The 26077-nt window shown below is 43.3% G+C and carries 25 protein-coding genes, 8 pseudogenes and 2 riboswitches; of the genes and pseudogenes, 4 read left to right on the top strand and 29 right to left on the bottom strand.

The features are described 5' to 3' along the window. Positions 1 to 119: 119 nt before the first annotated feature. The 21 genes and pseudogenes from purD to JCM19055_RS05940 form a co-directional block, all read right to left on the bottom strand. A pseudogene (gene purD / locus JCM19055_RS05850) lies at positions 120 to 1358 on the bottom strand (phosphoribosylamine--glycine ligase). Continuing rightward, a pseudogene (gene purH, locus JCM19055_RS31390) lies at positions 1336 to 2904 on the bottom strand (bifunctional phosphoribosylaminoimidazolecarboxamide formyltransferase/IMP cyclohydrolase). The pseudogenes purD and purH overlap by 23 nt, the downstream one beginning before the upstream one ends. Then, on the bottom strand, positions 2901 to 3479 hold the full coding sequence (gene purN, locus JCM19055_RS05860) for a phosphoribosylglycinamide formyltransferase (protein ID WP_042358964.1): 579 nt from the start codon (positions 3477 to 3479) through the stop codon (positions 2901 to 2903). The pseudogene purH and the gene purN overlap by 4 nt, the downstream one beginning before the upstream one ends. Beyond that, positions 3476 to 4500: pseudogene (gene purM, locus JCM19055_RS05865) on the bottom strand (phosphoribosylformylglycinamidine cyclo-ligase). The gene purN and the pseudogene purM overlap by 4 nt, the downstream one beginning before the upstream one ends. Positions 4501 to 4551: 51 nt before the next feature. Next, positions 4552 to 5930 (bottom strand): annotated as a pseudogene (gene purF / locus JCM19055_RS05870) (amidophosphoribosyltransferase); the annotation flags it as partial. Next, positions 5906 to 8131 (bottom strand): phosphoribosylformylglycinamidine synthase subunit PurL, encoded by a 2226-nt coding sequence (purL, locus tag JCM19055_RS05875; RefSeq protein WP_042358966.1) that lies wholly within the window; start codon positions 8129 to 8131, stop codon positions 5906 to 5908. The pseudogene purF and the gene purL, both read right to left, overlap by 25 nt. Continuing rightward, positions 8115 to 8801 (bottom strand): phosphoribosylformylglycinamidine synthase subunit PurQ, encoded by a 687-nt coding sequence (gene purQ / locus JCM19055_RS05880; protein ID WP_042358967.1) that lies wholly within the window; start codon positions 8799 to 8801, stop codon positions 8115 to 8117. The genes purL and purQ overlap by 17 nt, the downstream gene beginning before the upstream one ends. Then, positions 8798 to 9049, bottom strand: a complete 252-nt coding sequence (gene purS, locus JCM19055_RS05885) for a phosphoribosylformylglycinamidine synthase subunit PurS (protein WP_042358968.1) — start codon at positions 9047 to 9049, stop codon at positions 8798 to 8800. Before purS ends, purQ begins: the two co-directional genes overlap by 4 nt. Then, a complete protein-coding gene (purC, locus tag JCM19055_RS05890) occupies positions 9042 to 9752 on the bottom strand; it encodes a phosphoribosylaminoimidazolesuccinocarboxamide synthase (protein WP_042358969.1) in 711 nt (236 codons plus the stop codon). Before purC ends, purS begins: the two co-directional genes overlap by 8 nt. Positions 9753 to 9780: 28 nt before the next feature. Then, a pseudogene (gene purB, locus JCM19055_RS05895) lies at positions 9781 to 11073 on the bottom strand (adenylosuccinate lyase). Beyond that, positions 11070 to 12263, bottom strand: a complete 1194-nt coding sequence (purK, locus tag JCM19055_RS05900) for a 5-(carboxyamino)imidazole ribonucleotide synthase (protein ID WP_081833480.1) — start codon at positions 12261 to 12263, stop codon at positions 11070 to 11072. The pseudogene purB and the gene purK overlap by 4 nt, the downstream one beginning before the upstream one ends. Beyond that, complete coding sequence (gene purE / locus JCM19055_RS05905; RefSeq protein ID WP_042358972.1) at positions 12205 to 12693, bottom strand: 5-(carboxyamino)imidazole ribonucleotide mutase; 489 nt, start codon at positions 12691 to 12693, stop codon at positions 12205 to 12207. Before purE ends, purK begins: the two co-directional genes overlap by 59 nt. A 102-nt stretch (positions 12694 to 12795) precedes the next feature. Next, positions 12796 to 12897, bottom strand: a riboswitch (purine riboswitch). Positions 12898 to 13185: 288 nt separating this feature from the next. After that, entirely contained in the window at positions 13186 to 13320 is a 135-nt protein-coding gene (locus JCM19055_RS28700; protein ID WP_265181867.1) for a hypothetical protein, read from the bottom strand. A gap of 155 nt (positions 13321 to 13475) precedes the next feature. Continuing rightward, complete coding sequence (locus JCM19055_RS05910; protein ID WP_042358973.1) at positions 13476 to 13661, bottom strand: NETI motif-containing protein; 186 nt, start codon at positions 13659 to 13661, stop codon at positions 13476 to 13478. Between the two features lies 1 nt (position 13662). After that, positions 13663 to 14186: pseudogene (locus tag JCM19055_RS05915) on the bottom strand (DUF2179 domain-containing protein). Positions 14187 to 14301: 115 nt separating this feature from the next. Beyond that, positions 14302 to 14814 (bottom strand): isoprenylcysteine carboxyl methyltransferase family protein, encoded by a 513-nt coding sequence (locus tag JCM19055_RS05920; RefSeq protein WP_042358975.1) that lies wholly within the window; start codon positions 14812 to 14814, stop codon positions 14302 to 14304. Next, positions 14811 to 15882, bottom strand: a pseudogene (locus tag JCM19055_RS05925) (type III polyketide synthase). Before JCM19055_RS05925 ends, JCM19055_RS05920 begins: the two are co-directional and overlap by 4 nt. Before the next feature lie 149 nt (positions 15883 to 16031). Beyond that, a complete protein-coding gene (locus tag JCM19055_RS05930) occupies positions 16032 to 16919 on the bottom strand; it encodes a glycine betaine ABC transporter substrate-binding protein (RefSeq protein ID WP_042358977.1) in 888 nt (295 codons plus the stop codon). A gap of 309 nt (positions 16920 to 17228) precedes the next feature. Then, on the bottom strand, positions 17229 to 17423 hold the full coding sequence (locus JCM19055_RS05935) for a hypothetical protein (protein ID WP_052365989.1): 195 nt from the start codon (positions 17421 to 17423) through the stop codon (positions 17229 to 17231). 383 nt (positions 17424 to 17806) lie between these two features. Beyond that, positions 17807 to 17983: a hypothetical protein gene (locus JCM19055_RS27145; protein ID WP_193745327.1), complete on the bottom strand. Its 177-nt coding sequence runs from the start codon at positions 17981 to 17983 to the stop codon at positions 17807 to 17809. 29 nt (positions 17984 to 18012) lie between these two features. Next, positions 18013 to 19392 (bottom strand): ABC transporter substrate-binding protein, encoded by a 1380-nt coding sequence (locus JCM19055_RS05940; protein WP_052365990.1) that lies wholly within the window; start codon positions 19390 to 19392, stop codon positions 18013 to 18015. Between the two features lie 89 nt (positions 19393 to 19481). Then, a riboswitch (SAM riboswitch) is annotated at positions 19482 to 19585 on the bottom strand. A 194-nt stretch (positions 19586 to 19779) separates the two neighbouring features. Between JCM19055_RS05940 and JCM19055_RS22950 the strand changes: the two genes are divergently transcribed. Genes JCM19055_RS22950 through JCM19055_RS28705 form a run of 3 tightly spaced genes read left to right on the top strand, consistent with a single transcriptional unit; the run spans position 19780 to position 20517 of the window. Further along, the gene (locus JCM19055_RS22950; protein WP_265181868.1) at positions 19780 to 19989 is read left to right on the top strand and encodes a hypothetical protein; all 210 of its coding nucleotides are present in this window, start codon (positions 19780 to 19782) and stop codon (positions 19987 to 19989) included. After that, a complete protein-coding gene (locus JCM19055_RS22955) occupies positions 19983 to 20405 on the top strand; it encodes a polysaccharide deacetylase family protein (RefSeq protein WP_052365992.1) in 423 nt (140 codons plus the stop codon). The genes JCM19055_RS22950 and JCM19055_RS22955 overlap by 7 nt, the downstream gene beginning before the upstream one ends. Next, entirely contained in the window at positions 20386 to 20517 is a 132-nt protein-coding gene (locus tag JCM19055_RS28705) for a hypothetical protein (protein WP_265181869.1), read from the top strand. The genes JCM19055_RS22955 and JCM19055_RS28705 overlap by 20 nt, the downstream gene beginning before the upstream one ends. Before the next feature lie 24 nt (positions 20518 to 20541). On the opposite strand, the pseudogene queF reads toward JCM19055_RS28705, so the two are convergent. From queF to JCM19055_RS05975, 6 genes and pseudogenes are all read right to left on the bottom strand, one after another. Then, positions 20542 to 21038 (bottom strand): annotated as a pseudogene (queF, locus tag JCM19055_RS05950) (preQ(1) synthase). Positions 21039 to 21055: 17 nt separating this feature from the next. Further along, the gene (gene queE, locus JCM19055_RS05955; RefSeq protein WP_042358978.1) at positions 21056 to 21772 is read right to left on the bottom strand and encodes a 7-carboxy-7-deazaguanine synthase QueE; all 717 of its coding nucleotides are present in this window, start codon (positions 21770 to 21772) and stop codon (positions 21056 to 21058) included. Further along, the gene (queD, locus tag JCM19055_RS05960) at positions 21769 to 22194 is read right to left on the bottom strand and encodes a 6-carboxytetrahydropterin synthase QueD (protein WP_042358980.1); all 426 of its coding nucleotides are present in this window, start codon (positions 22192 to 22194) and stop codon (positions 21769 to 21771) included. Before queD ends, queE begins: the two co-directional genes overlap by 4 nt. Then, positions 22194 to 22856, bottom strand: coding sequence for a 7-cyano-7-deazaguanine synthase QueC (gene queC / locus JCM19055_RS05965; RefSeq protein WP_042358982.1), 663 nt, complete (start codon positions 22854 to 22856; stop codon positions 22194 to 22196). The genes queD and queC overlap by 1 nt, the downstream gene beginning before the upstream one ends. Before the next feature lie 79 nt (positions 22857 to 22935). After that, the gene (locus JCM19055_RS05970; RefSeq protein ID WP_152549776.1) at positions 22936 to 23250 is read right to left on the bottom strand and encodes a hypothetical protein; all 315 of its coding nucleotides are present in this window, start codon (positions 23248 to 23250) and stop codon (positions 22936 to 22938) included. Between the two features lie 81 nt (positions 23251 to 23331). Then, a complete protein-coding gene (locus tag JCM19055_RS05975; protein WP_042358986.1) occupies positions 23332 to 24162 on the bottom strand; it encodes a GNAT family N-acetyltransferase in 831 nt (276 codons plus the stop codon). Between the two features lie 108 nt (positions 24163 to 24270). Between JCM19055_RS05975 and JCM19055_RS05980 the strand changes: the two genes are divergently transcribed. Next, positions 24271 to 25041, top strand: coding sequence for a class I SAM-dependent methyltransferase (locus tag JCM19055_RS05980; protein ID WP_042358987.1), 771 nt, complete (start codon positions 24271 to 24273; stop codon positions 25039 to 25041). A gap of 258 nt (positions 25042 to 25299) precedes the next feature. Here the strand turns inward: JCM19055_RS05980 and JCM19055_RS22960 are convergent, their stop codons facing one another. Further along, positions 25300 to 25740: a hypothetical protein gene (locus JCM19055_RS22960; RefSeq protein ID WP_265181870.1), complete on the bottom strand. Its 441-nt coding sequence runs from the start codon at positions 25738 to 25740 to the stop codon at positions 25300 to 25302. Positions 25741 to 25825: 85 nt separating this feature from the next. Then, positions 25826 to 25963, bottom strand: coding sequence for a hypothetical protein (locus tag JCM19055_RS27150; protein ID WP_193745328.1), 138 nt, complete (start codon positions 25961 to 25963; stop codon positions 25826 to 25828). Between the last annotated feature and the right edge of the window lie 114 nt (positions 25964 to 26077).

A 26077-nucleotide genomic window follows, 5' to 3' on the forward strand; every position in this document is an offset into this window, starting at 1 on the left:
CGTCGTTACTAGCCAAAAATTCTTGTGGCGATGTGATTTAAGACTTAGTCTTCGGATACAAAAGCGTGCCTTACAAACATAAAAAAACCACCCTCAAAAGGGTGGTTTCTTCACGATCATTATAGCGCTCGGTACGCAATATCGGTTCGGTAATGATAACCTGTTGTATCTAACGAGTCTACATTTTCATAGGCTTTTGCTTGTGCTTCTTTCAATGATGAACCTTTGCCAATGGCAATATACACACGCCCCCCGCTACTCGTAAGACTCTTGGAACCTCTTTCAACTCCTGCGTAGAACACCTCTCCGCTCGGTCGCTTTGGCACGGTTAATCCTTTGGTATAGCTACTCGGGTAACCGTCTGCTGCGAGTACAACACCAACAACGGCTTCTTCTGACCAATGGACCGCTGGCTCTTCGTCATTTAATACAGCTTGAATAATATCAACAAGGTCGCTTTCCATACGAGAAAGGACGACTTGCGCTTCTGGGTCTCCAAATCGAGCATTAAACTCAATTGTTTTTGGGCCTTCTGCGGTCATCATCAATCCTGCATACAAGACGCCAGTAAATGGTGTCCCTTCTTTAATCATCGCTTGTGCGGTTGGCTTTACGATCGTCTCAATCGCTTTAGAAATGTCACTACGATCAATGTGTGGTACCGGCGAATAAGCCCCATTCCACCTGTGTTAGGGCCTTGATCAGCATCAAACGCTCGCTTATGGTCTTGAGACTCTGCAAGAGGAACGACAGTGTCACCATTAACAAGTGCTAAGATCGACAGTTCCTCTCCTTCGAGATACTCTTCTAACACGACTTTCGCGCCAGTGCCAAATGCATCATCAAGTAAAATGTCGCGAAGAGCTATCTCCGCTTCGTCTAGAGTCATGGCAACCGTTACACCTTTACCCGCAGCAAGACCGTCTGCCTTTACGACGATTGGTGCGCCTTGTGTTTTTGTATAGTGAAGTGCTTCTTCAAAATCAGTAAACACTTCGTAGTCTGCAGTAGGGATGTTGTACTGTTTCATCAAATCTTTTGCAAACGCTTTGCTACCCTCGATTTGTGCTGCTTTTTTTACTTGGTCCAAACACGGCTAATCCAGCTTCCGTGAACGCATCAACAACCCCTGCAGCAAGCGGCGCTTCCGGACCAATCACGGTAAGCTCTACGTTGAGTTCTTTTGCGTTTTGGATTAGCTCATCGTGATTTGCAATATCTACGTCTAAACACGTTGCAACGTCTTCCATACCAGGATTCCCTGGTGCAACGTAGACCGTTTCTACGCGCTTACTTCGTGCAAGTTTCCAAGCAAGCACATGCTCGCGACCACCGTTACCTACAACTAAAACGTTCATCATCATTCCTCCTAGCGTGTCTAAAGTGGCGCATACCAGTGAAAACCATTGCAATACCTGCTTCATTAGCAGCTTGAATCGACTCTTCATCACGAATGGAACCGCCAGGTTGAATGATAACTTTTATACCTGCTTCAGCTGCTTTTTCAACCGTATCTTTCATCGGGAAAAATGCGTCTGATGCAAGTGCACTGCCTTTTGCTAATTCTCCTGCTTGCTTAACAGCGATTTCACAAGCGCCAACACGGTTCATTTGTCCTGCTCCAACGCCAACAGTACGGTTTCCATTCACGAGTACAATGGCGTTTGATTTCACATGTTTTACAACGCTCCAAGAGAGTTTCAAGCTTTTCCACTCTTCTTCAGTTGGCTTACGTTCTGTTACAACTTCTACCATTGCCTCATCTAAGCCAGAACGGTCTTCGTCTTGAACGAGTAAGCCGCCTTGACTGATGTAATCGTTTGAACGTCGTTTTTCTTCGTCGTGTTGTTCACTTTTAAGAGACGGATATTCTTTTTCTTCTTTAAAATTGCGAGAGCATCTTCGCTATAGTCTGGAGCAATAATCACTTCTAAGAATATGTCTGCCAACTTTGTAGCGGTCGCTTTATCGATCGTTTCATTTACAGCGACAATTCCTCCGAATATCGATACAGGATCTGCTTCATACGCTTCATTAAATGCGCCTTCAAGCGTGTCAGCGATCCCTACACCACAAGGGTTCGTATGCTTCACAGCAACTGCTGCAACCGTATCTTTGAACTCGGATACGAGCGCAAGCGCTGCATCTGCGTCATTAATATTGTTGTACGAAAGTTCTTTCCCATGAAGTTGCTCGGCATTTGCAAGAGATGGACTAGCTGGAAGTGCCGTCTCATAGAACGCTGCTTCTTGATGAGGGTTTTCCCCGTAGCGAAGCGTTTGTTTACGTTCATATGTAAGTGTTAAGCTTTCCGGGTATTTCTCATTACTTTCTTTCGTTAAGTATTCAGCAATCAACGCATCATAGCTTGCGGTATGACGGAACACTTTCGCTGCGAGGCGACGTCGCGTCGTGCAGCTCACTTCTCCTTTTGAAAGCTCTTCAAGAACAACGTCGTAATCAGTTGGGTCCGTTACAACCGTAACACTTTCATGGTTTTTGGCTGATGCGCGTAACATCGCAGGACCACCAATATCAATGTTTTCAATTGCATCTTCAAATGTTGTACCATTCTTTTTTTATTGTTTCTTTAAATGGATACAAATTAACGACAACGAGGTGAATTGGAGAGATTCCTTGTTCTTCAAGAGCTTTCATATGGTTCTGATCACTTTGTTTTGCAAGAAGTCCACCGTGAATGGCTGGGTGCAATGTCTTCACACGACCTTCAAGAATTTCAGGGAAATCCGTGACGTTTGAAATGCCAATTACGTCGATTCCAGCATCTTGCAACGCCTTCTTCGTACCTCCTGTTGAGATAATCTCAAAACCTAGTTCAATGAGTTGCTTAGCAAATGAAGCGACTCCTGTTTTATCACTTACGGAAATGATTACGCGTTTCATTGGTATGCTTCCCCTTCCTTAAAAACCCTTTGTAGCGTTTTTGGATACAGTTGATGTTCGAGTTGCTGAATGCGCGTTGTGAGTTGTTCCTTCGTTTCTCCTCGTTCAATGGAAAGTGATTGTTGTGCAATAATTGGTCCTGTGTCCATTCCACGATCAACATAGTGAATGGTTACTCCACTTTTCGTTGCTCCGTCATCAATCGCTTGACCGATTGCATCAAGTCCAGGGTAACTTGGCAGCAATGATGGATGAATATTGACCATTCTTCCTTCATAATGACGAAGTAGCACATCGCCAATCAACCTCATATACCCTGCAAGTACAACCCATTCCACACGATGTTCTTTTAGAAGCTTAAGTAAAGCTTCTTCATACTCTTCCTTGGATTCATACTCTTTTGGAGAAAATTGATACGCCGTAACGTTGTATTGCTCTGCTTTAAAAAGAACACCGGCATCTTTACGATCACTAAAAACGAATTGTGGTACACCTTCTAAGTCACCGCTTTGTACCGCTTGAAGAATGCGTGCTGCATTGCTTCCAGAACCCGATGCAAATATGGCGAACCTCACGACGTCACTCCCTTAACCGTAAGACCGTTGTTGGTTGTTACTTTTCCAATTGTCACCGATCCGTCGATGCGCTCAAGCACTGTTGCTTCATCTACAGGTCGCACTGCAAGCACAAAACCGATGCCCATATTAAACGTTCCATACATATCACGATCTGACAACTGTCCAAGTTGTTGCAAGAACGCAAAGATTGGAAGTCGATGCCACGTTGAAGGATCTACCGTTGCACCAAGACCATCCGGCAACATACGTGGAATGTTCTCATACAAACCTCCACCAGTGATGTGAGCCATTCCTTTTACAGCATCGGTGTCCTTTAAGAGTGGCAAAACATCTTTGACATAAATACGAGTAGGTGTGAGTAGCTCTTCAATGAGCGAACGCTTAAATGGTTCGTAGATCTCATGGTAATTAAGCTCACCGTCATCTACGAGTTTTCGTACGAGAGAAAATCCGTTACTATGAACACCCGAAGACGGGATCGCAATGAGAAGATCTCCTTCTTGAACATTCTCATTCGTGACGATTTTCGCCTTTTCAACAGCACCAACAGCAAACCCAGCAAGATCATATTCATCTTCTGCATACATCCCTGGCATTTCAGCGGTTTCCCCACCGATGAGTGCACTTCCTGCTTCTACACAGCCGTCACTAATTCCTTTTACAATTTGCTCAATGCGGTCAGGATCAGCTTTACCTGTTGCAATGTAATCTAGGAAATACAACGGTTCGGCCCCTTGAGCTAGAATGTCATTTACACACATTGCAACCGCATCAATTCCAATTGTATCGTGACGATCCGCTTGAAACGCAAGCATAAGTTTCGTTCCGACACCATCTGTACCTGACACGAGAACGGGTTCGTTCATGCTAATTGCGAGAGATCAAACATGCCACCAAAGCCGCCAAATGTCCCCATAATCCCTTGTCGCTCTGTGCGTGTAATATGCTTTTTCATTCGTTTCACAGCTTCATAACCGGCCTCTACATCAACACCGGCTTGCTTATATGCCTCGCTCAACGCAATTCCCCCTAATCCATGCCTACGGTGACAAGTTCTTTTTTTCGTGTTGAAAATGGCAGTCGGATATTGATCGGTAAAACAAGCTAAACATTGACCACAGTTTGGTTGTGACTCGTCACGGCCGATGCCAGACTTTAATCCTTCTACGGATAAGAAGCTTAATGAGTCTGCCCCCATCATTTCGCGCATTTCTTCAATGCTTAAGTTCGCCGCAACAAGTTCACCACGACTAGACGTATCAATACCGTAAAAACAAGGACGAATAATTGGTGGAGCGCTAATACGTACATGTACTTCCGTAGCTCCTGCCTCTTTTAGAAGGCGAACAATTCGTTTACTCGTCGTACCGCGAACGATTGAATCATCGACCATCACGACCCGTTTTCCTTCAACGACCCCGCGCACGGCAGATAACTTCATTTTCACGCCTTGCTCACGAAGCTCTTGAGACGGTTGAATAAACGTACGACCAACATAACGGTTTTTAATTAAGCCGAGCTCATACGGAATCCCAGTTTTTTCAGCGTAGCCAATTGCGGCTGAGATTGAAGAATCCGGAACACCTGTAACGACATCTGCTTCAATTGGCGCTTCTACTGCCAATTGCTTTCCGAGCTGCTTTCTTGCTGTGTGGACGTTGATTTCGTCTAAGTTCGAATCAGGACGAGCAAAGTATACGTACTCCATGCTACATAACGCTCGGTCTTCTGCTTCTGAGAAGCGTGACGAGTGCATGCCACTTTCATCGAAAATAATCATTTCACCTGGAGCGACTTCTCGTTCATACGTCGCACCGATAATATCAAACGCACACGTTTCAGAAGCAACGACATACGCATCACCGAGGCGACCGAGTGAAAGCGGGCGTAAGCGTGTGGATCTTGAGCGACAATAAGCTCTGTTTCAGTCATTACAGCAAATGCATAGGCACCGATCAATTGCGGTAGTGCTGCGTGCAGCTGTTTACGGAGTTTCGTAGAACTTTGACGCTTAAGAAGATGCGCCAACACTTCAGTATCCGTTGTCGTCTGAAAGATACTGCCTTTACGCTCAAGGTCACCCTTTAAAATTTGGTAGTTTACGAGGTTACCATTATGAGCGATGGCCATGCCACCGTCTTCGGAGCGAAAGTGGAGCGGCTGAACGTTTTCAATTCCGCCTCCACCTGCTGTTGCATACCGAACGTGACCGATCGCATGATTGCCTTTTAGTCCTTCTATATCGCCAGGTCCAAACGCCTCTGTGAGTAGTCCGACTCCTTTATGTGCATACAGTTGTTCTTTATCACTCGTAACAATGCCTGCACCTTCTTGACCACGATGTTGCAGACTGTGAAGACCATAGTAAGCCAGTTGAGCGGCTTCATTATGTCCCCAAATCGCGAACAATCCACACTCTTCATTTAAGCCTTTGATTTCAGCAAACATGGGATGGCTCCCTTCCAAATGCGAGTTAGTTCTTCTGTAGACTCGTTTACAAATGGCTGCCCGTTTTCATCTTCAATCGTGACGTGTTGGTCAGCTGTAACCGTACCAACAGCGACAGCTTCTGGGATCAACGCTTCAAATTGCTTAGCGTCTGTTGCTTTTACTGTAAACACATAGCGAGAAGGTGCTTCTGAGAACAGCGTTTCCACGTCTTTTGACAGTGTCACTTTCAAACCGAGTTCTGTTCCCATTACTTTCTCTGCAAGTGCAACAGCCAATCCACCTTCTGCTAAATCGTGAGCAGATTGAACGACGCCTGCTTGAATCGCAGTTAACACTTGTTCTTGACGCTTGCCTTCAAGCGCTAGATCAATCTTCGGTACAATGCCAGACAAGTCGTCGTCTTGCATAAGCTGAAGTTCACTTCCACCAAAGTGTTCAGAACCTTCACCAAGAACATACACCACGTCACCAGCAGCTTTTGCTTGTTGCGTCGTAATGTGGTCTGTGTCTTCAACTAAACCGACCATACCGATAATTGGCGTTGGGTAAATGGCTTCCCCAGATGTTTCGTTGTACAACGAAACGTTTCCACTAATGACTGGGGTAGAAAGGGTGCGACAAGCCTCACTCATGCCTTTTGTCGATTCTTTCATTTGCCAGTAAATGTTCGGTTGCTCTGGACTTCCGTAATTTAAACAATCAGTCAGTGCGAGTGGCTTTGCACCTGAACAGACGATGTTTCTTGCCGCTTCCGCTACAGCAAGTTTCCCACCATTTTCAGGGTCTAGCTTAATGTAACGACTGTTACCATCCATCGTCATGGCAAGTGCTTTTTTCGTACCACGAATGCGTAGAACAGCAGCGTCCGAACCTGGAACAACAACGGTATTCGTTTGAACCATATGATCGTATTGATCGTATACCCATTCTTTTGATGCAATTGTAGGTCGCCTTAACAATTCACGAAGTGTCTCGTTGTAGTCAGTAATCGCTTCTGGTTGCCACTTCTTCGCTTGATTCTCTTTAAAAGACTGTGGTTCCGTTGAAGTTACTTCATAGACTGGAGCATCGTCAGTGAGTGCTGTGACCGGAACATCCGCAACAATTTCTCCGTCAAAATAAAGCGTTAAATTACGGTCATCCGTGACCTCACCGATTGAAGCATAATCAAGGTCCCACTTTTCACAAATCGCTTCGATCTCTGACTCGTGTCCCTTCTTGACGACAAGGAGCATACGCTCTTGAGATTCAGACAACATCATTTCGTATGGTGTCATGTTCTTCTCTCGTTGTGGTACGTGATTTAAGTTCATGTTAATACCAGAACCGGCTTTACTCGCCATCTCTGCTGATGAACTCGTCAGACCTGCTGCACCCATATCTTGAATTCCAACAAGAGATTCTAATTGAACAAGCTCCAAGCAAGCTTCTAAGACACGCTTTTCTGTGAATGGATCTCCAACTTGAACAGACGGTCGTTTCGCTTGTGATTCTTCATTAAGTTCTTCTGAAGCGAAGGTAGCACCGTGAATACCGTCACGTCCAGTGCTTGCACCTACGTACATGACCGTGTTCCCAACACCTGCGGCTACACCTTTTTGTAAATTTTTGTGGTCAATAAGTCCAACACACATCGCATTCACGAGAGGATTCCCGTCATAAGAGCGGTCAAATTGCACTTCACCACCAACAGTAGGTACGCCTACACAGTTGCCGTAACCCGCAATCCCAGCGACAACTTCTTCAAACAAATAACGTACACGAGGTGTGTCTAGTGGACCGAAACGAAGCGAGTTAAGTAGCGCAATGGGACGCGCGCCCATTGAAAACACATCACGCAAAATCCCACCTACACCAGTAGCTGCCCCCTGATATGGCTCTACTGCTGACGGGTGGTTATGACTTTCAACTTTGAAGACGACTGCTTGCTCATCTCCAATGTCAACGACACCTGCGCCTTCTCCCGGTCCTTGTAATACGTGAGGACCGTCGACAGGAAATTGGCGAAGTAATGGTTTGGAATGTTTGTAGCTACAATGCTCTGACCAGAGTACGCTGAACATGCCAATCTCTGTATAGTTTGGCTCGCGTCCGATTAACTCAACGATTCTCTCATACTCATGATCTTTAACGCCCATCTCTTGATAGATTTTCTCTTCTTTAATCGTTGTTGATGATGGTTCAGTTTGTAACAACATTCGATTCCCTCCAATTGCGATAAACACTCGTAAACAATTTCCGTCCATCTTCACTACCAAGCCAAGCTTCCATCGCTCGCTCAGGGTGTGGCATCATGCCAAGAACGTTACCTGCTTCGTTCTGAACGCCTGCAATTTGACCTTTTGAACCATTCACATCATCTACGTATGTGAATACAATTTGTCCCTTTTGTTGCAATTGATCGTACGTCTTATCATCACATTCAAAGTTTCCTTCACCGTGGGCAACAGGAATGCGAAGAACGTCACCTGTGTCGTAACTTGAAGTAAAACGCGTCTTACTGTTCTCAACTTTCAGATCAACCGTTCGGCAAATGAACTTCAGATCTTTGTTTCGCTTCATTGCCCCTGGTAGTAAGCCCGCTTCTTGAAGAATCTGAAAACCATTACACACACCTACGATCGTCTTGCCCTTAGCCGCTTCCTCACCCACGCTTTTCATAACGGGCGCAAATCGTGCAATCGCTCCTGTACGAAGGTAATCACCGTAAGAAAACCCACCAGGAATAAAAATCGCGTCATAGGTTGCTACACTTTTTGCAGTATGTGGAACAAATTCAACCACTTCTGCTTCCGTGAAATCCTTTACTGCATGAAACATGTCAGTGTCGCAGTTCGAACCCGGAAAAACGATGACTGCGGCTCTCATACCGTTGCCTCCCGCTCCACTTTGTAACTGTAATTCTCAATGACTGGGTTGGCTAAGAGTTGTTCACACATCGCTGTAATTCGTGCATCTAATCCTTCTCCATCTTCTACTTTAAGTTGAATCCACTTCCCAACATTAACTTCTTCAACACCTTCATACCCAAGTGCTGTTAACGAATGTTCAACTGCTTTTCCTTGAGGATCCAATACGCCTTCTTTAAGTGTGATGTATACGTGCACGTTAACCATGAACAACGCCTCCAATGCGCTCTAATATTGTCTCGTACCCTGCTGTAAGTGAACCAAGTTCAAAGCGATACAAATCTTTATCTAGTTTTTGCAATGTGTCTCGATCCCAAAAGCGACACGTGTCTGGAGAGACTTCATCTGCAAGAATTAATTCACAATCTTTCGTCATCCCAAATTCCAACTTAAAATCAACGAGCAACAAATTCGCAGATTCACAGATTGAAAGGAGCGTTTTATTCGTTAAGAGAGCTAAACGCTTCATTTCTTCCAATTGTTCGACAGTTGCAGCTTCAAGGAGGGCGATGTGCTCCTCAGTGACTAGCGGGTCACCAAGAGCATCATCTTTGTAATAAAACTCAACAATGGATCGTTGTAATTCGATCCCCTCTTCCCAGCCGAGTCGCTTGGCGAGGCTTCCTGCTGCAATATTTCTGACTACTACTTCTAACGGGATAATTGTCGTCGGTGTCACAAGTTGCTCTGTTTCACTTAGACGTTTAATGAAATGGGTTGGAATTCCAGCCTCTTCGAGCAACGGGAAGAAGAGTGCTGATATTTCGTTGTTCAGCCTCCCTTTCCCTTCAACGATGTCATGTTTTACCCCATTGAATGCCGTTGCATCATTTTTATATTGCAAACGGAGTTCATTCTCATTCTCCGTCGTGAATAATTGTTTCGCTTTACCTTCATATAGAAGTGTCATACCGTTTCCCTCCAGAACTTATCTTGTATTAAAGACCGACACGTTCAAACAGTACATCAACATTTTTCATATGATGCTTTTCATCAAAGCATTCATCCAAATCAGCTTGTGTTAACACTTCAGTAATCTTCGGTTCCGCTTCGACGAGAGTTCTGAATGGTACCTTTGTTTCCCAAGCTTCCATCGCTTTTGGTTGTACGAGATCGTACGCTTCTTCACGAGCCATCCCCTTGTCAATCAAGTTAAAAGTACGCGCTGAGAATAAATGAGACCGAACGTTTTCTCCATGTTCTCTTTCATGTTCTCAGGATATACCGTTAGTTCATCTACGATTTTCGTAAAGCGATTTAACATGTAATTCAAAAGAATTGTGCTGTCTGGCAAGATAATTCTCTCTGCTGAAGAGTGGGAAATGTCGCGCTCATGCCAAAGTGGCATGTTTTCAAATGCTGTCGTCACATGTCCTCTAATTACACGTGCTAAGCCGGTCATATTCTCTGATCCAACCGGATTACGCTTATGAGGCATTGCTGAAGATCCTTTTTGACCTTTTGCGAAAAACTCTTCAACTTCACGAGTTTCAGTTTTTTTGGAGGTTACGGATTTCTACTGCCATCTTCTCAATACTCGTCGCAATGAGTGCAAGAGTTGAAACATAGTGCGCATGACGATCACGTTGTAACGTTTGTGTTGAAATCGGTGCAACGTCTAATCCTAAGCGTTCACATACGTGCGCTTCGATTTCAGGAGGGATATTCGCGAATGTCCCTACAGCTCCAGACATCTTTCCTACTCGAACACTTTCTGATGCTTGATCAAAACGCTCTAAGTTACGCTTCATTTCTGCATACCAGAGTGCAAGCTTCAAGCCGAATGTTGTCGGCTCTGCATGTACACCATGTGTTCTTCCCATCATAAGCGTATAGCGATGTTCATTAGCTTTTCTTCCTAACACGTCAATAAATCGTTCAAGGTCACGACGAAGAATATCATTTGCTTGTTTTAATAAGTACGACAACGCTGTGTCAACAACGTCCGTTGACGTTAGACCGTAATGTACCCATTTGCGCTCTTCGCCAAGAGTTTCTGACACCGCACGTGTAAAGGCAACAACATCATGTCGTGTACTTGCCTCAATTTCATGGATGCGATTTACATCAAATGATGCATGCTCGCGAATCTTTTCAACATCTTCTTTTGGTATGTCACCAAGTTCTGCCCATGCTTCACATGCTGCAATTTCAACTTCTAACCACGCTTGAAAACGATTTTGCTCTGTCCAAATACTTCCCATTTCTTCTCTTGTATAACGTTCAATCATCTTGCTGCCTCCATTGCATGCATTCGTATGTTTAATTGTTTGGATGTATTTATTGCTTCTTCAATTGTTTTTCCGACACTATTTACGTGACCCATTTTCCGTCCAGTTCTCACTTCACTCTTTCCATATAAATGGAGGAATGCGTTTGTGAACTGTGGAATGGCTTCAAGTGCCTTCTCAACATGTTCCCCGAGAATATTATCCATGATTACTGGTTGATGAAGCATCGGTTCAACGAGCGGCCAGTCGCAAATCGCCCGTACATGCTGACCAAATTGAGAGACGTTGCAACTGTTCATCGTATAATGCCCCGAGTTATGTGGTCTTGGTGCTAGTTCGTTTACATAAATCTCGCCATCTGAAGTGTAGAACATCTCGACTGCGAGCGTTCCAATCAAGTCAATGCTCTTTGCAAACGTTTCTGCCATTTGAATGGCATGCGCCTCTGCTTCTGCACTAATTTGTGCTGGCACGATTGTACGCTTTAATATGTTGGCTTCATGGACGTTCTCTGCGACTGGGAACGTTTGAAGCTCTCCTTTAGCATTTCTTGTCACAATCACACTAATTTCTTTTTCAAAGGAAACAAAGCCTTCGAGAACAAGCTCAACGCCTTCGCGATCAAGCTCGTGAAATGCCTTTGCACTTTCTTCCTTTGACTGAATGACATATTGTCCTTTTCCGTCATAGCCACCGCGACACGTTTTTAACACAGCTGGTGTCCCGAGAAGATCAATTGCAGTACGTAACTCTTCAATAGAAGAAACAGCTCGGTAAGGAGCGACGGTTAAGCCAGCCTTTTCTAACGCTTCTTTTTCTCGTAAGCGGTGTTGCGTCGTTTTTAGCAACGCTGTACCTTGAGGTAGTTTACCTGCTTCTTGGAGAATCGTAGCTGTTATTGCATCGACATTCTCAAATTCAAACGTAACGACATCACTCTGATCCGCTAACTTCTGAACAGCTTCTGGATCGTGATAAGCACCGATTACTTCAACGTCTGCGACTTGAGCTGTTGGCGAGTTGGCTGATGGTTCTAACACAGCAACTTTAAAGCCCATCGCTTTTGCCTCAAGCGCCATCATGCGACCGAGTTGTCCGCCACCTAAAATCCGATTGTTTGGCCAGGAATAATCATACGTCCGCCTCCTGGTGTGAAAGCACCTCGTTTTTCTTAGCTTCTCTTCTTGCATCTAGTTTGTGTGCAAGCTCTTCACTAAATACACTCAGCATTTGCGCAGCCAAAAGTCCTGCGTTCTCTGCTCCTGCTGTTCCAATTGCGACCGTTGCAACTGGTACGCCTTTTGGCATTTGTACGATCGATAATAGTGAGTCCCATCCACTTAACGCTTTAGATTGTACAGGCACTCCAATGACAGGTAATGTTGTTTTTGCAGCGACCATCCCTGGTAAATGAGCCGCTCCTCCTGCTCCAGCAATAATCACTTTAAGGCCACGTTCTCTTGCTGTTGCTGCATAGTCAAACATATAGTCTGGCGTTCGGTGAGCCGAAACAATTCGCTTCTCATATGGGATTTGTAATTCTTCCAACACTTGAATAGCATGAATCATTGTCGGTTCATCTGAGGTACTTCCCATTATTACGCCAACTTCAACAGTCATTCTGTACGCTCCTATCTATAGGCATATCAAAGAGCCCGCTGTCATGTTCATCCGAGCACCGGGAGAAGACGTGTTGAACTTATGTCACATCCATAAGCACAACAAAAAAAATCGTCTCCTCATAGTCCAGCTGTTTACGGTAGCTAGGTAGAAACTTTCGAGCCATATTCTCGAATTTATATGAGGTATCTTTTGAAGGATCAATGAAATGCCTTTCTCTTCTTCTATCGTAGTATGTGTAAGATTAAATGTCAATGTAAAGTCGAATATTTATACCTTTTATTAATAAATCGTTCGGATATTGACTATGTATGAATTCGTTCCCGTACGCAATTTTCCATTTATCATAGCGATTACTTAATCATCCCCATGAAATCATAACTATTCCTGTATTCAGAAACCTCATTTGAGAGCAACTTGCCATCAATCGTATACCGATTACTCGTAAACATTCGTAAGTTCAAACAGTCATTTGCGTATATCTCTGTTTTACTACGGTTGCAGTACGGCAACTAACCATTCATAGACGGTCATAAACAATACAGCGCCGAGGATCGATGCGGGGACGAGAATGATCATTTGTACGATAAACGGTTGTTTTCTTAATTTTGCCATGACGTTCTGCACGACTTCCCACCTCTTTATCTAGTTGTATGACAAGTATACCAAAAGTTACACCTCATTTTAACTGAACTTTTCCGAACGATCTGATCCATAATTAACTTTTTTTTACGGATTTAGTACATTTGAAAATGAGAATAACCTTCTCCACTTGGAGAAGGTTATTCTTTCAACACTGCTTCAAAAACGATTCTTTGTTCTTTTACCGTGACATTCTTGTTGCTGTCCTCGGTAAAGATCGGTTTCTCCATGCGACGAACGGGGCGATATCCTTCTCGGTCGATTCGTACTAAACAATCGCTAATCGTTTCATGTCCTTCGACTTCAAATGTTTTCTTACGAGCCATGTTATCTACGTAATCCTTTCACCCAGAAACCACCAAAAAACGCTTTCGGTTCATGGGAAATAATGAATGCTTTTGGGTCTAATAACTTCACTGTATCATAAAGTGCCTTTTCACTTCGACGAGAAGTTAAGATCTCCATCATAAGTCGTTCTCCTTCACGCCCGTACGCCACCCAGTTCGTTACCCCGTACCCTTTGTCTCGCAGATAATTCGGAATATCTGGCTCGTATTCTTTCGTAATGACATTGACAGTAATGTAACCGAGCGCCAGTTTTTCTTCGATTTTTATTCCGATAATGACACCAATTCCATATCCTAGTGCGTACGCAACAATGTGAAACACAGAGGTCATATTGTCTAACACGATTCCAAGCCCTGTTACATAAACAATGATTTCAAACATACCCGCGAGTGCAGCTAGCATCTTTAAACCTTTAAGCGTTAAAATTAACCGTAACGTCAAAAGACTTACATAACGATGTTAATGACAAAAATGAGAAGAACAACACTCCACATATGTTCCATGAGCTCGTTAAACAATGGCGGCGATCCCCCTGTACTCGTAACTTAAGACTTCCGCCAAAATATAACATGATTGTTCTTCCTTTAGAAGACGTAAAAAAATCGCAGTTTTCGACATCTATTTTTGGTAGTGACGCAATGCCTCTTCCTCTTTAGGGATTCGTATAAAATATAGAAATAAGAAATTGGCAACAGAGAAAATAGCCGCTGTGACATAGGCTTGGAAAATCAGCGGTAACAACATAATTTCTAAAATAACAACCACATAGTTCGGATGTTTCATAAAGCGATAAGGTCCTTCGGCGACACGTTGTCCATCAGGTAAAACGAGAATCTTCGTGTTCCAAAAACGTCCGAGTGTCATCAGCGCCCAAAGGCGCAATGCTTGCACACCTAGAAATACGAGTAATAACGGTTGCCAAACTGGGGAAGTTTGAAAACCAGTCCAGATGACTTCACTAATCAATGTCACAAAAAAGAGGACGTGCATGCCGACCATGTACGGGTAGTGCCTCGCCCCATACTCAATCGCTCCGAGATCTTTCACGTGTCGCTCATTCACTTTGGCAACGTACAACTCGACGATTCTCTGAAAGATGACCCACGAAATAATAATTAAAAATAAAATCATGCGTGTTCACTCCATTCCACCCACAATAGTTCTGAACTAAACCCTGGTCCTAAAGCGGTTATAATGCCTTCATCGTGAGGTGCGGTGTTCCCTTCTAAAATGGATTTCAATACGTAAAGAACCGTCGGAGAAGACATATTCCCATGAGCTCGTAATACGTCTCTTGCAGGATTCGTTTTGCCATCTGGTAATTTCAATGCATCTTCATACGCAGTTAGAACTTTTTTTTCCTCCAGGATGGGCAATGAAATGCGTAATGTCATCTTTTGATTTTCCTATTGAATTTAGAAAATGAATCACATTGTCATCGAGCCAAGAAGAAACAATCGTCGGAATATCTCTGGAGAAAACAACATGCAATCCGTCGTCTTCCACGTCCCACCCCATCACACGTTCAGAATCAGGCATAAGCGTAGATTGTGAACCGGTAATGACTGGCATATATTTTTGCTTAGACGATACGTCTGTCCCCTGTAATAACGCACAAGCGATTCCATCAGAGAATAGCGATGTTCCAACAAGGTTGCTTTTTGAAACATCGCCTGTTTGAAAGGTTAAACTGCACAACTCAATGCAAAGAACGAGGACACGAGCATTAGGGAATGCACGACAATATTCGAATCCCCTCGATAATCCAGCTGCACCACCTGCACACCCTAAGCCCCAAATCGGAATACGTTTCGTATGCATGTTCATGTTCAGTCGATTCATGATTCGCGCGTCGAGGGTTGGAGTTGCAATCCCTGTACTCGTCACACAAATTAACGCATCTACTTCATCTGAATGAACTTCGGCTTTATGTAGACAATTCGTCACCGCTTCGGCACCTAATTCCACCGCACGTTCAATGAACTCGTTGTTTTTGTCACCGAAAGAGTGGGGTTGTTGATACCACTCAAGGGGCATGACGAATTGTCGCTCTTCAATATCTCCGTTATTAAACACACGTAAAAGACGGTCAATATCACTATATTTATCTTTGAATACTCCGCGCACAAGCGATGCAATTTGATCTTGTGAAACTGGATGTTTTGGCAATGCCGTAGCGACAGATTCAATAATAGCCAACCTCTACACCTCACTATTAGTCAATATGGGTAGAGTATCCCTCATTGGCAATTTTATGTATTGTACATTCGGACATTCGATGTAAAAAAAGTTAGTGCCTCATCCGGTCAAAGTATTTGACGGATGAGGCACTAACCCGTGATCGATGACTATTCATCTTGGAGTTCTTCAAATGAATCAATACCCATATACTTTGGAACCGCAACACCTGTAACTGCGCCGACTGAGTTCGGACCAAGATCTACAAAATCACCATCAAATTCTTCAAATAGTGGCGTTTGGTTTGGCATCCATGAAGCAAGAAGTGCGTCTGCTGAGTTTGTAGCTAATCCTGCATACATCATATTAACCGCTACTTCATTTAAATGCGGAGTATAACCAAGGTCTTCGAGCATAACAGCTGCCATGTTCGTTGCTGCTTGTGCATCAGACCAAGCTTCGAGTACAAATCGAACTTCCTCTCCGTCACCTTCTCCAACACCGTCTGTCCATTCTTCAACTCGTTCTGGGTGGTCTTCAAGCCATTCACGAGCAGCATCGTATGCACTCATCTCTTCTATGTCCATCAATGCCATTACTTCTTGTTGTTCATCCAATTCAAATTGAAACTGATCTAAAAACTGAAAAACATCAGGAAGGTCGTCTTCTAACCCATTACGCACTAGGGTATGAACGTCATTTTCTACCGTTACTACACCTTCTGGATCTTCAAGAAATTTTAATTCATACGCATTAAACTTCCAATGAGGTTGCCAAGCCGTAATAATAATAGGATCCTCATTCTGGTAAGCGGTATCAAGTGCTGCAACCATCGCACCTTCAGAACTGCTCGTAAGCGTCCAGTCATCCAAGCCATAATGAACAAGTGCTTCTTCTGTCGTATCCATCATGACAGAACCGGGATCGATCCCGATAATTTCATATTCTACTTGCTCACCGAGACTTGCCGTTGATTCTTCGTCCTCACTTCCATTTCCACAAGCAGTAAGTATGACAGCAGTGCTTAGAAATGCACTCATCATTGCGAATTTTTTCATTCGTTAAACCCCTCCTGTTGTTATGCAACTAAAGTCATTCATAAAAGTTATCACGATCATCTCCATTCCACAAACCTCATCTAAGGCGGTATTACCATTAAACCGATCATTCTGTGTAATAAGAGGACTTCCTCATCCCCATTGTCAGCAATCCTCAACGATGCTTCGTGCTTTGTACAATATGTCTTATAACCTTTAAATTTATGGAATTAATTAACAAGTAAGTACTTGATACATAAAAAAACGCAAGGAAAATCTAGGATGATTTTCCTTGCGCTTCTTGTTTTGGACAGTAGAGTCCGCTATTTATTATAAGTCGCCATCTTCGTCGTCTTCACCAAGTGGGTCTTCATCTTCTTCACCAAGTGGATCTTCGTCTTCTTCACCTAATGGATCTTCATCTTCAAGACCGTCGTCTTCAAGTCCATCATCTTCTAGCCCACCATCTTCAAGACCATCCTCTTCTTCACCAGGTGCTGGTTCAGCAGGAGCCTCAGTGTCCATGCCCGGATCTTCTTCTGGTGCTTCTTCACCGCACGCTGCTAGTAGTCCTACTGAAAAAAATTGCTGATAGAGCTCCGTAAAGAAGTTTCTTATTCATTGTTTAACACTCCTATATTATGAGGATCGTTATTGCTAACGGCTTGGCTTTCCTTGTTAGCTGAGTACATCATAGCAACTGAAATTTAAATCGCCTACCCTTTCTGACGTTTTTTGAAGATGCTATAGGCTTTACCACATTTGCGAAATCCTTTTGAAATCTCCGTGTCATCATTCTGATAACAACCCCCCTTTATCCAACACGATTCACACATTCCCCCAAACTTTCGCCAGATTTAGCAATAAAAAAAGAACAAGGACACGATCTCCTTGTTCTTCGCATGATCTTAATATTGATCTGTTTGAAGACGAACTTGACTTATATCAAATACACCAATTGGCAATGGAATGAATCCTTCCACATTCTCATGAACACCAACACGGAATGGATCATTGGCAATAAACACTAACGGTGACTCATCTAAGACGATTTGTTGAAATTCAGCATAATATTGTTCACGCACTTCAGGATCACTTTCTTCTCGCGCCTCATCTAACAGACGATCTGCTTCTTCGTGATCAAAAACGAACGGTTCCCATTCGCACCTTTGTTATCAGAATGGAAAACCGAGTATGTTGCATTGTCAGCGTCCCCAGTCACAGTCGTCCAACCCGCAATCGCCATTTCGTGTTCTCCCTCACCCATTGCACTTAAAAGCGCACTCCACTCACGCTGTTCAATAGAAATATCAATTCCAATTTGTCCAAGTTGATCTTGAATGTATTCCGCAGTTTGAATGTTGATTTGGTCGTTGTCACGCACGTAAAGCGTCGTACTAAACCCGTCTTCATATCCTGCAGATGCAAGCAGTTCTTGAGCTTCTTCAAGATCATAATCATTTTTATCTAAATCTTCCGTATGACCGAAGACACCAGGAGGAACCGGGCCATCAGCCGCACGACCATATCCTTCATAAATACCTTCTACAATCGTTTCTGTATCAACAGCTTTTGCAATCGCTTGGCGAACTTCAACTTGATCAAACGGTTCCACATCATTATTTAAGATAATAAAGTTCAATCTTGTACTTTCAACCGTCTCGACATCAGCATGGTCCATCGTTTCAATTTGTGATGTATTGACAGGCTCAATTTCGTCAATGACGTGTGCTTCATCATTGTTTAACATCGCAATTCGAGTGGACTGGTCTGGAACAATCTTGTATGTGGATGCTTCAATCTCAGGAAGCTCTCCCCAATACTCATCGTTGCGAACGAGACGCACCGATTCACCTTGGTTCCATTCATCTAACTGAAAGCTTCCAGTCCCAACTGGTTCAAGCTCTAAGTTGCGTTCACCATTATCGTGTTCTTCAATCGCCTTTGGACTAATCATTCCTCCACCGTCATGAGTGAGGTTCATCGCAAACGGTGCAAAGGGATACTCGGTTGTCACATGAACTGTATACTCATCAACGACTTCAATTTCATCAATCATGTCGTACATAAATGCTTTTGGTGAAGCAACTTCAGGGTCAATCACACGCTCTAGATTAATTTTTACAGCTTCAGCATTAAATGGTTCACCATCGGTAAACGTCACATCTTCACGTAATACGAATTCCCATGTCAAATCATCAATCTGTTCAAAACTTTCAGCAAGCTCAGGTTGTAATTCGATGTTCTCATCGTGATTAACGAGCTTATCATAAATATTCGTTCGAATATGTGTTGAAGCAGTATCATTTGAACCATGAGGATCAAGACTAATCGCATCATTGGCTACGGCAACAATAAGCTCGTCTCCTCCTGCTGATTCACCTTCATTACTAGAGCCAGAATTGCTAAGTTCATCTGTTGGCTCTGAAGAACACGCGGCTAATACGACCGCAACTGACGCAAACAATCCGAATTTCACTTTACTCTTATCCATGTTCATCCACCTTCTAGTTGTTATTAGAATATATGAAATTCACAAGAACAAAAAACTCCCTTTTCTAAGAGAAAAGAGAGTAGTATCCGTTCTTATCTCTCAGAACAATCGTTCTGATGGAATTAGCACCTTCCACTGACGTGGGGTTGCTGAGGTGTCATAGGGCCAGTCCCTCTACCTCTCTTCATAAGATTCTATATGTAGTTGATAGTGTTACTTTACTATGGGTTATTTGCTAATGCAAGCATTATTTTCAGAAAAACAGTCAATGTTCTGAAAGACATGTAAGACAAAACTTACACTAGCCTTATTTCTCTACTTTTTTTCTCGTATGAAATTTCATTGCACGGTGACACTATGAAAGGAAAAGAAAGGATGATACTCGTGATGAAACGATTTACACTTAGTATTCTTTGTACATTACTCATTGCTCTTTCGGTATTTGTTGATTCAATGGACGCAAGACAAGTCGGTTCGTTGCCAGGACTTGCTGATCAATATCCTGAACTTGTATTCGTTCGAGGAAATGATGCATCAAACCAGATCGCACTTACATTTGATGATGGACTGATCCTCGGTTCACGGACACGGTGCTGAACGCATTAGAAGAATTTGATGTACCTGCAACGTTCTTCGTACTCGGGCAACGAGCAGAAGCAAACCCTGATTATGTAAGACGCATCGTTGATGAAGGGCATGATATTGCCAATCATACTTATTCCCATCCAAATCTCGCTGACCTTACTGTTGATGAGATGGAACAGGAAATTAATCAAGCAGATGCTGTCATTGAGAATATCGTCGGTTTTCGACCACGTCTCTTCCGTCCACCATTTGGTAGTATTTCAGAAGAAGACGTTGTACGGCTCGGAGAGATGAACAACGTGGCGATTGGGTGGGATGTGGACCCCAATGATTGGCAAGAGATTCCTGCTGATGAAGTCAGTGAACGAGTCATCGCTGACACAACAGCTGGCAGTATCATCTTATTGCATGATGCGTCGACAGCCTGATTTGACGGTGAATTCACCAGAAGCATTACAAACGATCATTCCAGAGTTGCAATCTCAGGGGTATGAATTTGTGACGGTTAGTGAATTAATTGGTATCGAAAATCGCAAATAAAAAACCGCTGTTTAGCGGTTTTTTTTAACGATTTGTAATCGTTTCTGGATACATGTCATGGTAGAGCAGTCGTTGCTCTGCCATTTTTCGTATTTCGTCCCTGGCTTACCGTAATTTACGTACGGGTCAATCGAAATTCCGCCACGAGGTGTAAACTTACCCCACACTTCAATGTATCGAGGATCCATTAATTCCACGAGGTCATTTACGATAATATTCATCGCATCTTCATGAAAATCACCGTGGTTACGGAAGCTAAATAGATAAAGTTTAAGTGATTTACTTTCTACCATTTTCACATCCGGAATGTAGCTAATGTACACCGTTGCAAAATCCGGTTGTCCAGTAATTGGACATAGTGTTGTAAATTCAGGGGTATTGAATTTAACGAAATAGTCTCTCGTTGGGTGATTGTTCTCAAATGTCTCTAAAACCCCTGGGTCGTATTCAAACGAATACTTCGTACCTTGATTACCAAGCTGCGTAATCTCTGGTAAGTCTTCTTTTCCTCTACCAACCATCAATCAAATTCCTTTCTTTAGACGCCTTGCTTGTTGCCCCAAATCAACGTATGAATTTGAGGTAAAACACGGACGTTGTTTAGTTCTTTGTCTTCCATAACTGTATCAACAAGCCATTCATAGCGCTCCAAAAGGTGATCACGCAAACGAGTAGGTGCTCCTTCTTCTAAGTCGTCATTGCCGACTTGCAAATAGAATGCCATATTCGGATAACGTGCATGCACTTTTTTCGCGTAAGCCAAGTCGCCTTCATTGAAAATAACGACTTTTAACGACTGACTACCCGATGGTCTTGTTTGAAGCTGTTCACAAAAATAATCGAGTTTCTCCCAATCCGTAATCATCTTACTGCTCGGGGGCTTTGGGGAAATCGTAACATCGTCAATCTCTCGTAACCATTCTTGCCAAAAACTACCTTGTGTTTCAACCGCAGTGCCAATGTCTTGCGCTTTCAGTAGCTGAACGAGTTCACCAATCCCTTTATGAAGAGCAGGATTTCCACCTGAGATGGTTACGTGATTAAAGCGATCGCCACCGATCTCTTGCAACTTTGCCACAATTGTTTCTGGTGTCAGAGCATCCGCCTTTTGGCTTCCGTCCCACGTAAATGCCGAATCACACCATGCACAACTGTAATCACAGCCTCCCGTACGTACGAACATCGTCTTTTGACCTGCAACCATGCCTTCGCCTTGAACCGTTGGTCCAAATACTTCAAGTACTGGTATTTTCATCGATGTTCGCCTCGCTTTGGCCTGTAGATCGCATAGCTCGTAGGCGTTTCACGAACGATTACTTGTAAACAATAAGGACGATGCTTTTCTTGTGATAACAATTCATCAACAAGCTCCCAGATCACTTTCGCAACGACTTCAGTCGTTGGAATCCCTTCTGGAAACTCTGGATGTGTATTTAAGAGTGTATGATCAAAACGACCATGCACTTGTTTTTTTAGTGATTTAAAGTTAATTAAAAAGCCCGTATCATCAAGGTCATCACCTGCGACGGTAATGTTCACGAAATACGTATGACCGTGCATTTCTTTACATACACCTGCTCGCTCATCATCAATAAAATGCGCAGCAGCAAAATGCATGTCCTTGTTGAGTTCATACCGATAGTCATGGTGTACTTGTGGGTAAAATTGTTGGAGCATTAGTCATCCCTACCCTTATGATCGAGGTACTTTTGTAATCCTTGCATTCGTAACTCACATGCTGGACATTCGCCGCAGCCATCGCCTTGAACGCCGTGGTAGCACGTTAACGTGCGTTCACGTACGTAATCCAACTTTCCAAGATCATCTGCTAACTTCCATGTTGCTTCTTTATCCAGCCACATGAGAGGAGTATGAATAACGAAGGTGTTGTCAATCGCAAGATTGAGCGTTACGTTTAGTGATTTCACAAAACCATCACGGCAATCTGGATACCCACTGTAGTCAGTCTCACACACACCTGTGATAATGTCGAACGCACCTCGTTGCTGACCGAAAATCGTTGCGAACGTCAAAAAGAGCAGGTTTCTGCCAGGAACAAACGTACTAGGAAGCTCACCTTCGCCTCCGTCTGTTACTTCAATATCTGAACGCGTAAGTGCGTTAGGCGCAAGTTGATTGAGTAAATCCATATCTAGCACATGATGCTCAACACCAACATCATTTGCGATTGATTTGGCCACCTCAACTTCTTGACTATGACGTTGCCCATAAGAGAATGTGACGGCATAGACCGTTTCAAATCGTTCTAGTGCCCAAAACAAACACGTCGTGCTATCTTGTCCACCACTAAAAACAACAACTGCTTTATCTCTTTTCATCACATACCCCTCCTTTCTATAAAAATAGCCAATCTATATTATCATACAGAAATTTATTTCAAAAATAAACCGTAAGCTCTCATTGGGAAATGTTGTATCGCTCAACTTCTCGTTCAATCATAGAACGGTCTGCACCAATTGGGGTTACCCGTTCAATCGTATGCCCATCTTGTTGCACACTGATTAAGTAGTAACCTGCATAGTTGTTCGCTAGATAGAATGAGTGATTCCCATTTCGATATAATTGTCCTTTACCCAAATATTGATATTGAAATGTCTGCCACTGCGTTTCTTCTTGGATATTCGTCTCTAGCATGGCCTCTTTTTGCGCCGTCGCAAAAGCTGAACTGGCATATATAGAAGCGCCACTGCTAGTGCCATGCAAAGTAACCATTGAAAGAACGAATTCTCACGCTTCACTCAATCGCCCTCCTCTATACTATTACTAGACTCTATGAGGTGGACGCGTGATTTATTACCCGTAAGCTTGAGCGGCTAATGCATAATGATAGTTTTCTTCGTACGGTGAATCACTACGACCATATCCCATCATCCATGGTGTCGCGTCGATTGTAAAACCAATCGTTACTAGTTCATCGTGGTAACGGTCGGTCGGCACATCGATTCGAATCGGCGTTTTTGCATCCACTGCAAGCTCTTGCACGAGCATGCAGAAGTCTTGTTGTGTTTTGGCAACAATGGGACCGATTACGCGCATATGCTCCCCTTGAATTGCTACACCGTAAGCAATGATTTGACCGTTAGCATCATACTTCACCAATACTTTTTCGGCCTGCTTAAAACGTTTCTTTAGAAAATCGCTACGGTTTGAGCCCGTTGCTTTTGCATCAAGTTCTATTATCGGTTTTATATCTTCTTTTTTGAAGGGACGAAAAATTCGCTCTTTTGGCGCCATAACTTGATTCGTCGTATACTTATGTACCGTATGCAAAGGTTCAAAGCCTAGCTTTTTGTATAGTGGAAATCCCGCTTCGGTTGCCACACAAATCATTGATTGATTGGTTTGTAACGATTGTAGGCATGCCTTCGTTACCCGTTTACCTAGACTCTTTTTCTGATGGTTCGGGTGGACGATGACCATACCTAATGATGCAAGCCTACGATCATAATGAATCGCTGTCGCCGTAGCAATTAACTCGTTTTTGTCATCGATGACACCAAATGCATGACCGGCTGATAGAAGCGTTTTTGCATCAGCCAAATCAAAAGACCAACCGACTGCCTGAGAGAGTTGAATGATGCTTTTCGCATGCTCAACGTCTAAAGGAATGAGTGTTTCTGCCATGAATACCTCCAAGTTGTAACATTTTGTCGGATTTCATTGTACCATTCCTATTGGCTTTTCGACTTTTTTTCCATATACTTAAGAATTAAAGAAAGGAGTTTACTACTCATGACTGCAAAAGAATGGGATCCTTCCCTTTACGATGATACGGCATCTTATGTCTCACAATATGGCAAAAGCTTGCTTGATGATTGGCTCGCACCAAAACAAGGGGATCACATCGTTGATTTAGGATGTGGAACTGGGGAATTGGCTGCTCGAATTGCGAAGTCAGGGGCAACCGTTCATGGCATTGATTCTTCTGAATCGATGATTAAAACCGCACGAGGAAAGTTTCCTGAACTCTCGTTCGAAGTTATTGATGCGAAAGACTTTAAAGTTGATGAGCGAGTAGACGCTGTCTTCTCTAACGCTGCACTTCATTGGATGACTGAACCTGAACCCGTGTTGAAAGCGGTCTCAAAATCACTAAAACCAGGTGGACGATTTGTCGGTGAAATGGGTGCAAACGATAACATCGCAACGATCATTGCTGCTGTAAATATGGCCTTTGTAGAGATCGGTCAAGAACCGATGCCTGCGATTTTCCCATGGTATTTCCCAAGTCTTGGTGAATACACGACGTTGCTCGAAAAACACGGCTTTATCGTAGAAAATGCTACATACTTCAAACGTCCAACTCCACTACAAGGTGGCGCGGAAGGGCTAAAGACATGGATGCAGAACTTCGCCGATCCATTGCTACAGCCTCTTGATGCTGAAGTACGTGAAGAAGTGCTCGAGCGAACGATTCAATTTGCAGAACCTGCATTACGTGACGGTGAACAATGGTACGCCGATTACGTAAGACTACGTTTTAGTGCATATAAAGAGGAATAGAAAAGAAAGCGTTGGTTTCGTGAACCAACGCTTTCTTTCATAGTTTGAAGATTGCACAGCCCAGCTCGTGTCTGCAGAGATTTTCATCATTTTGCTTAATTTCCAGAAGCAAAATCCCAACATATACGCGATGATGTGTTGATAGTATGGCAACCACTGTTGCGACAACCTCACATAACCTACGTTATCTGCTTTAGTACCTATCTAGTACTTCTATGTTTCTTAACAGCTTAGGACCCATTTGGTATCCTTTTTTTGTTAATGATCCCAATAACTTGTTTCCATATCTATTAACCAATGACTTCGTAACATAAGCGCCCTTTCAGTTGCAGCCAAAATTCCTGCAGTAATGATTGTTACGTTTGCCCAACCCGGTAAAGAAACTGGTGAAACAAAAGTTCCGATATTCTCTTCAACCCAAGGGATTTGTGATAGGTATTCGATTAACTGCGGGAGGCTAAGAAACACAGAAGCGAGTAACGTAAGTGCAGCGATAATTCCGATAACAGTGCTTATTTTCTTGAAACGTTTATGAAATCTAAGACGAAGCCCTCTAACGGACTGTCGATCTGGAAGCAACGGATCGGATTCTCCATGATCCGGAACATAATGAGCGCGACTGAACCCATATGAACCAATTGCCATCTCAATGACACCGCCATAGACAGGAAATGTTGCTGGCAATTTGGATGAAGCCACGTGCTTGCCATTCCGATAGAGATCAACCTCATAATCATCCGCCCAATAACTGTAATTAATGGCATAGATTAATTTTTCATCTTGCTCATTTTTTTAACTTCAAATAAAAAACGGAACGTGTAAGGATGTGCCAGAATCGATACGGCTTTAATAAATGACCGTCTCCTTCTTTCACTTTCTTAATCTTTTTCAATTGTTTACGTCGACGAATAAAGCGAAACATTGATCAGCACCCTCCTCTTAACACGTTTCGTAATCTGCTTTTATTGTATACGAACAAGCATGAAAAGAAGTTTCATTCACAATCAATCGGTCATGCGTACGACGGAATTTGTAG

Origin of the sequence: Geomicrobium sp. JCM 19055 (assembly GCF_000698185.1) — a bacterium.
GTDB lineage: Bacteria > Bacillota > Bacilli > Bacillales > Marinococcaceae > Geomicrobium_A > Geomicrobium_A sediminis.

Excerpts from the sequence above, each read along its gene's own strand:
- JCM19055_RS28705 (WP_265181869.1), top strand. The coding sequence starts at position 20,386 with ATGATGCGTCGACAGCCTGATTTGACGGTGAATTCACCAGAAGCATTA.
- JCM19055_RS05935 (WP_052365989.1), bottom strand. The coding sequence starts at position 17,423 with ATGGACACTGAGGCTCCTGCTGAACCAGCACCTGGTGAAGAAGAGGAT.
- queD (WP_042358980.1), bottom strand. The coding sequence starts at position 22,194 with ATGCTCCAACAATTTTACCCACAAGTACACCATGACTATCGGTATGAA.
- purL (WP_042358966.1), bottom strand. The coding sequence starts at position 8,131 with ATGTTGTTACAAACTGAACCATCATCAACAACGATTAAAGAAGAGAAA.
- JCM19055_RS05975 (WP_042358986.1), bottom strand. The coding sequence starts at position 24,162 with ATGGCAGAAACACTCATTCCTTTAGACGTTGAGCATGCGAAAAGCATC.
- purE (WP_042358972.1), bottom strand. The coding sequence starts at position 12,693 with ATGACTGTTGAAGTTGGCGTAATAATGGGAAGTACCTCAGATGAACCG.
- JCM19055_RS05940 (WP_052365990.1), bottom strand. The coding sequence starts at position 19,392 with ATGGATAAGAGTAAAGTGAAATTCGGATTGTTTGCGTCAGTTGCGGTC.
- JCM19055_RS27150 (WP_193745328.1), bottom strand. The coding sequence starts at position 25,963 with ATGTTTCGCTTTATTCGTCGACGTAAACAATTGAAAAAGATTAAGAAA.
- purS (WP_042358968.1), bottom strand. The coding sequence starts at position 9,049 with ATGGTTAACGTGCACGTATACATCACACTTAAAGAAGGCGTATTGGAT.
- JCM19055_RS22950 (WP_265181868.1), top strand. The coding sequence starts at position 19,780 with ATGAAACGATTTACACTTAGTATTCTTTGTACATTACTCATTGCTCTT.
- JCM19055_RS05980 (WP_042358987.1), top strand. The coding sequence starts at position 24,271 with ATGACTGCAAAAGAATGGGATCCTTCCCTTTACGATGATACGGCATCT.
- purK (WP_081833480.1), bottom strand. The coding sequence starts at position 12,263 with ATGCAAGAAGAGAAGCTAAGAAAAACGAGGTGCTTTCACACCAGGAGG.
- JCM19055_RS05930 (WP_042358977.1), bottom strand. The coding sequence starts at position 16,919 with ATGAAAAAATTCGCAATGATGAGTGCATTTCTAAGCACTGCTGTCATA.
- purQ (WP_042358967.1), bottom strand. The coding sequence starts at position 8,801 with ATGAGAGCCGCAGTCATCGTTTTTCCGGGTTCGAACTGCGACACTGAC.
- JCM19055_RS05970 (WP_152549776.1), bottom strand. The coding sequence starts at position 23,250 with ATGGTTACTTTGCATGGCACTAGCAGTGGCGCTTCTATATATGCCAGT.
- queE (WP_042358978.1), bottom strand. The coding sequence starts at position 21,772 with ATGAAAATACCAGTACTTGAAGTATTTGGACCAACGGTTCAAGGCGAA.
- JCM19055_RS05910 (WP_042358973.1), bottom strand. The coding sequence starts at position 13,661 with ATGGCTCGTAAGAAAACATTTGAAGTCGAAGGACATGAAACGATTAGC.
- purC (WP_042358969.1), bottom strand. The coding sequence starts at position 9,752 with ATGACACTTCTATATGAAGGTAAAGCGAAACAATTATTCACGACGGAG.
- JCM19055_RS05920 (WP_042358975.1), bottom strand. The coding sequence starts at position 14,814 with ATGATTTTATTTTTAATTATTATTTCGTGGGTCATCTTTCAGAGAATC.
- queC (WP_042358982.1), bottom strand. The coding sequence starts at position 22,856 with ATGAAAAGAGATAAAGCAGTTGTTGTTTTTAGTGGTGGACAAGATAGC.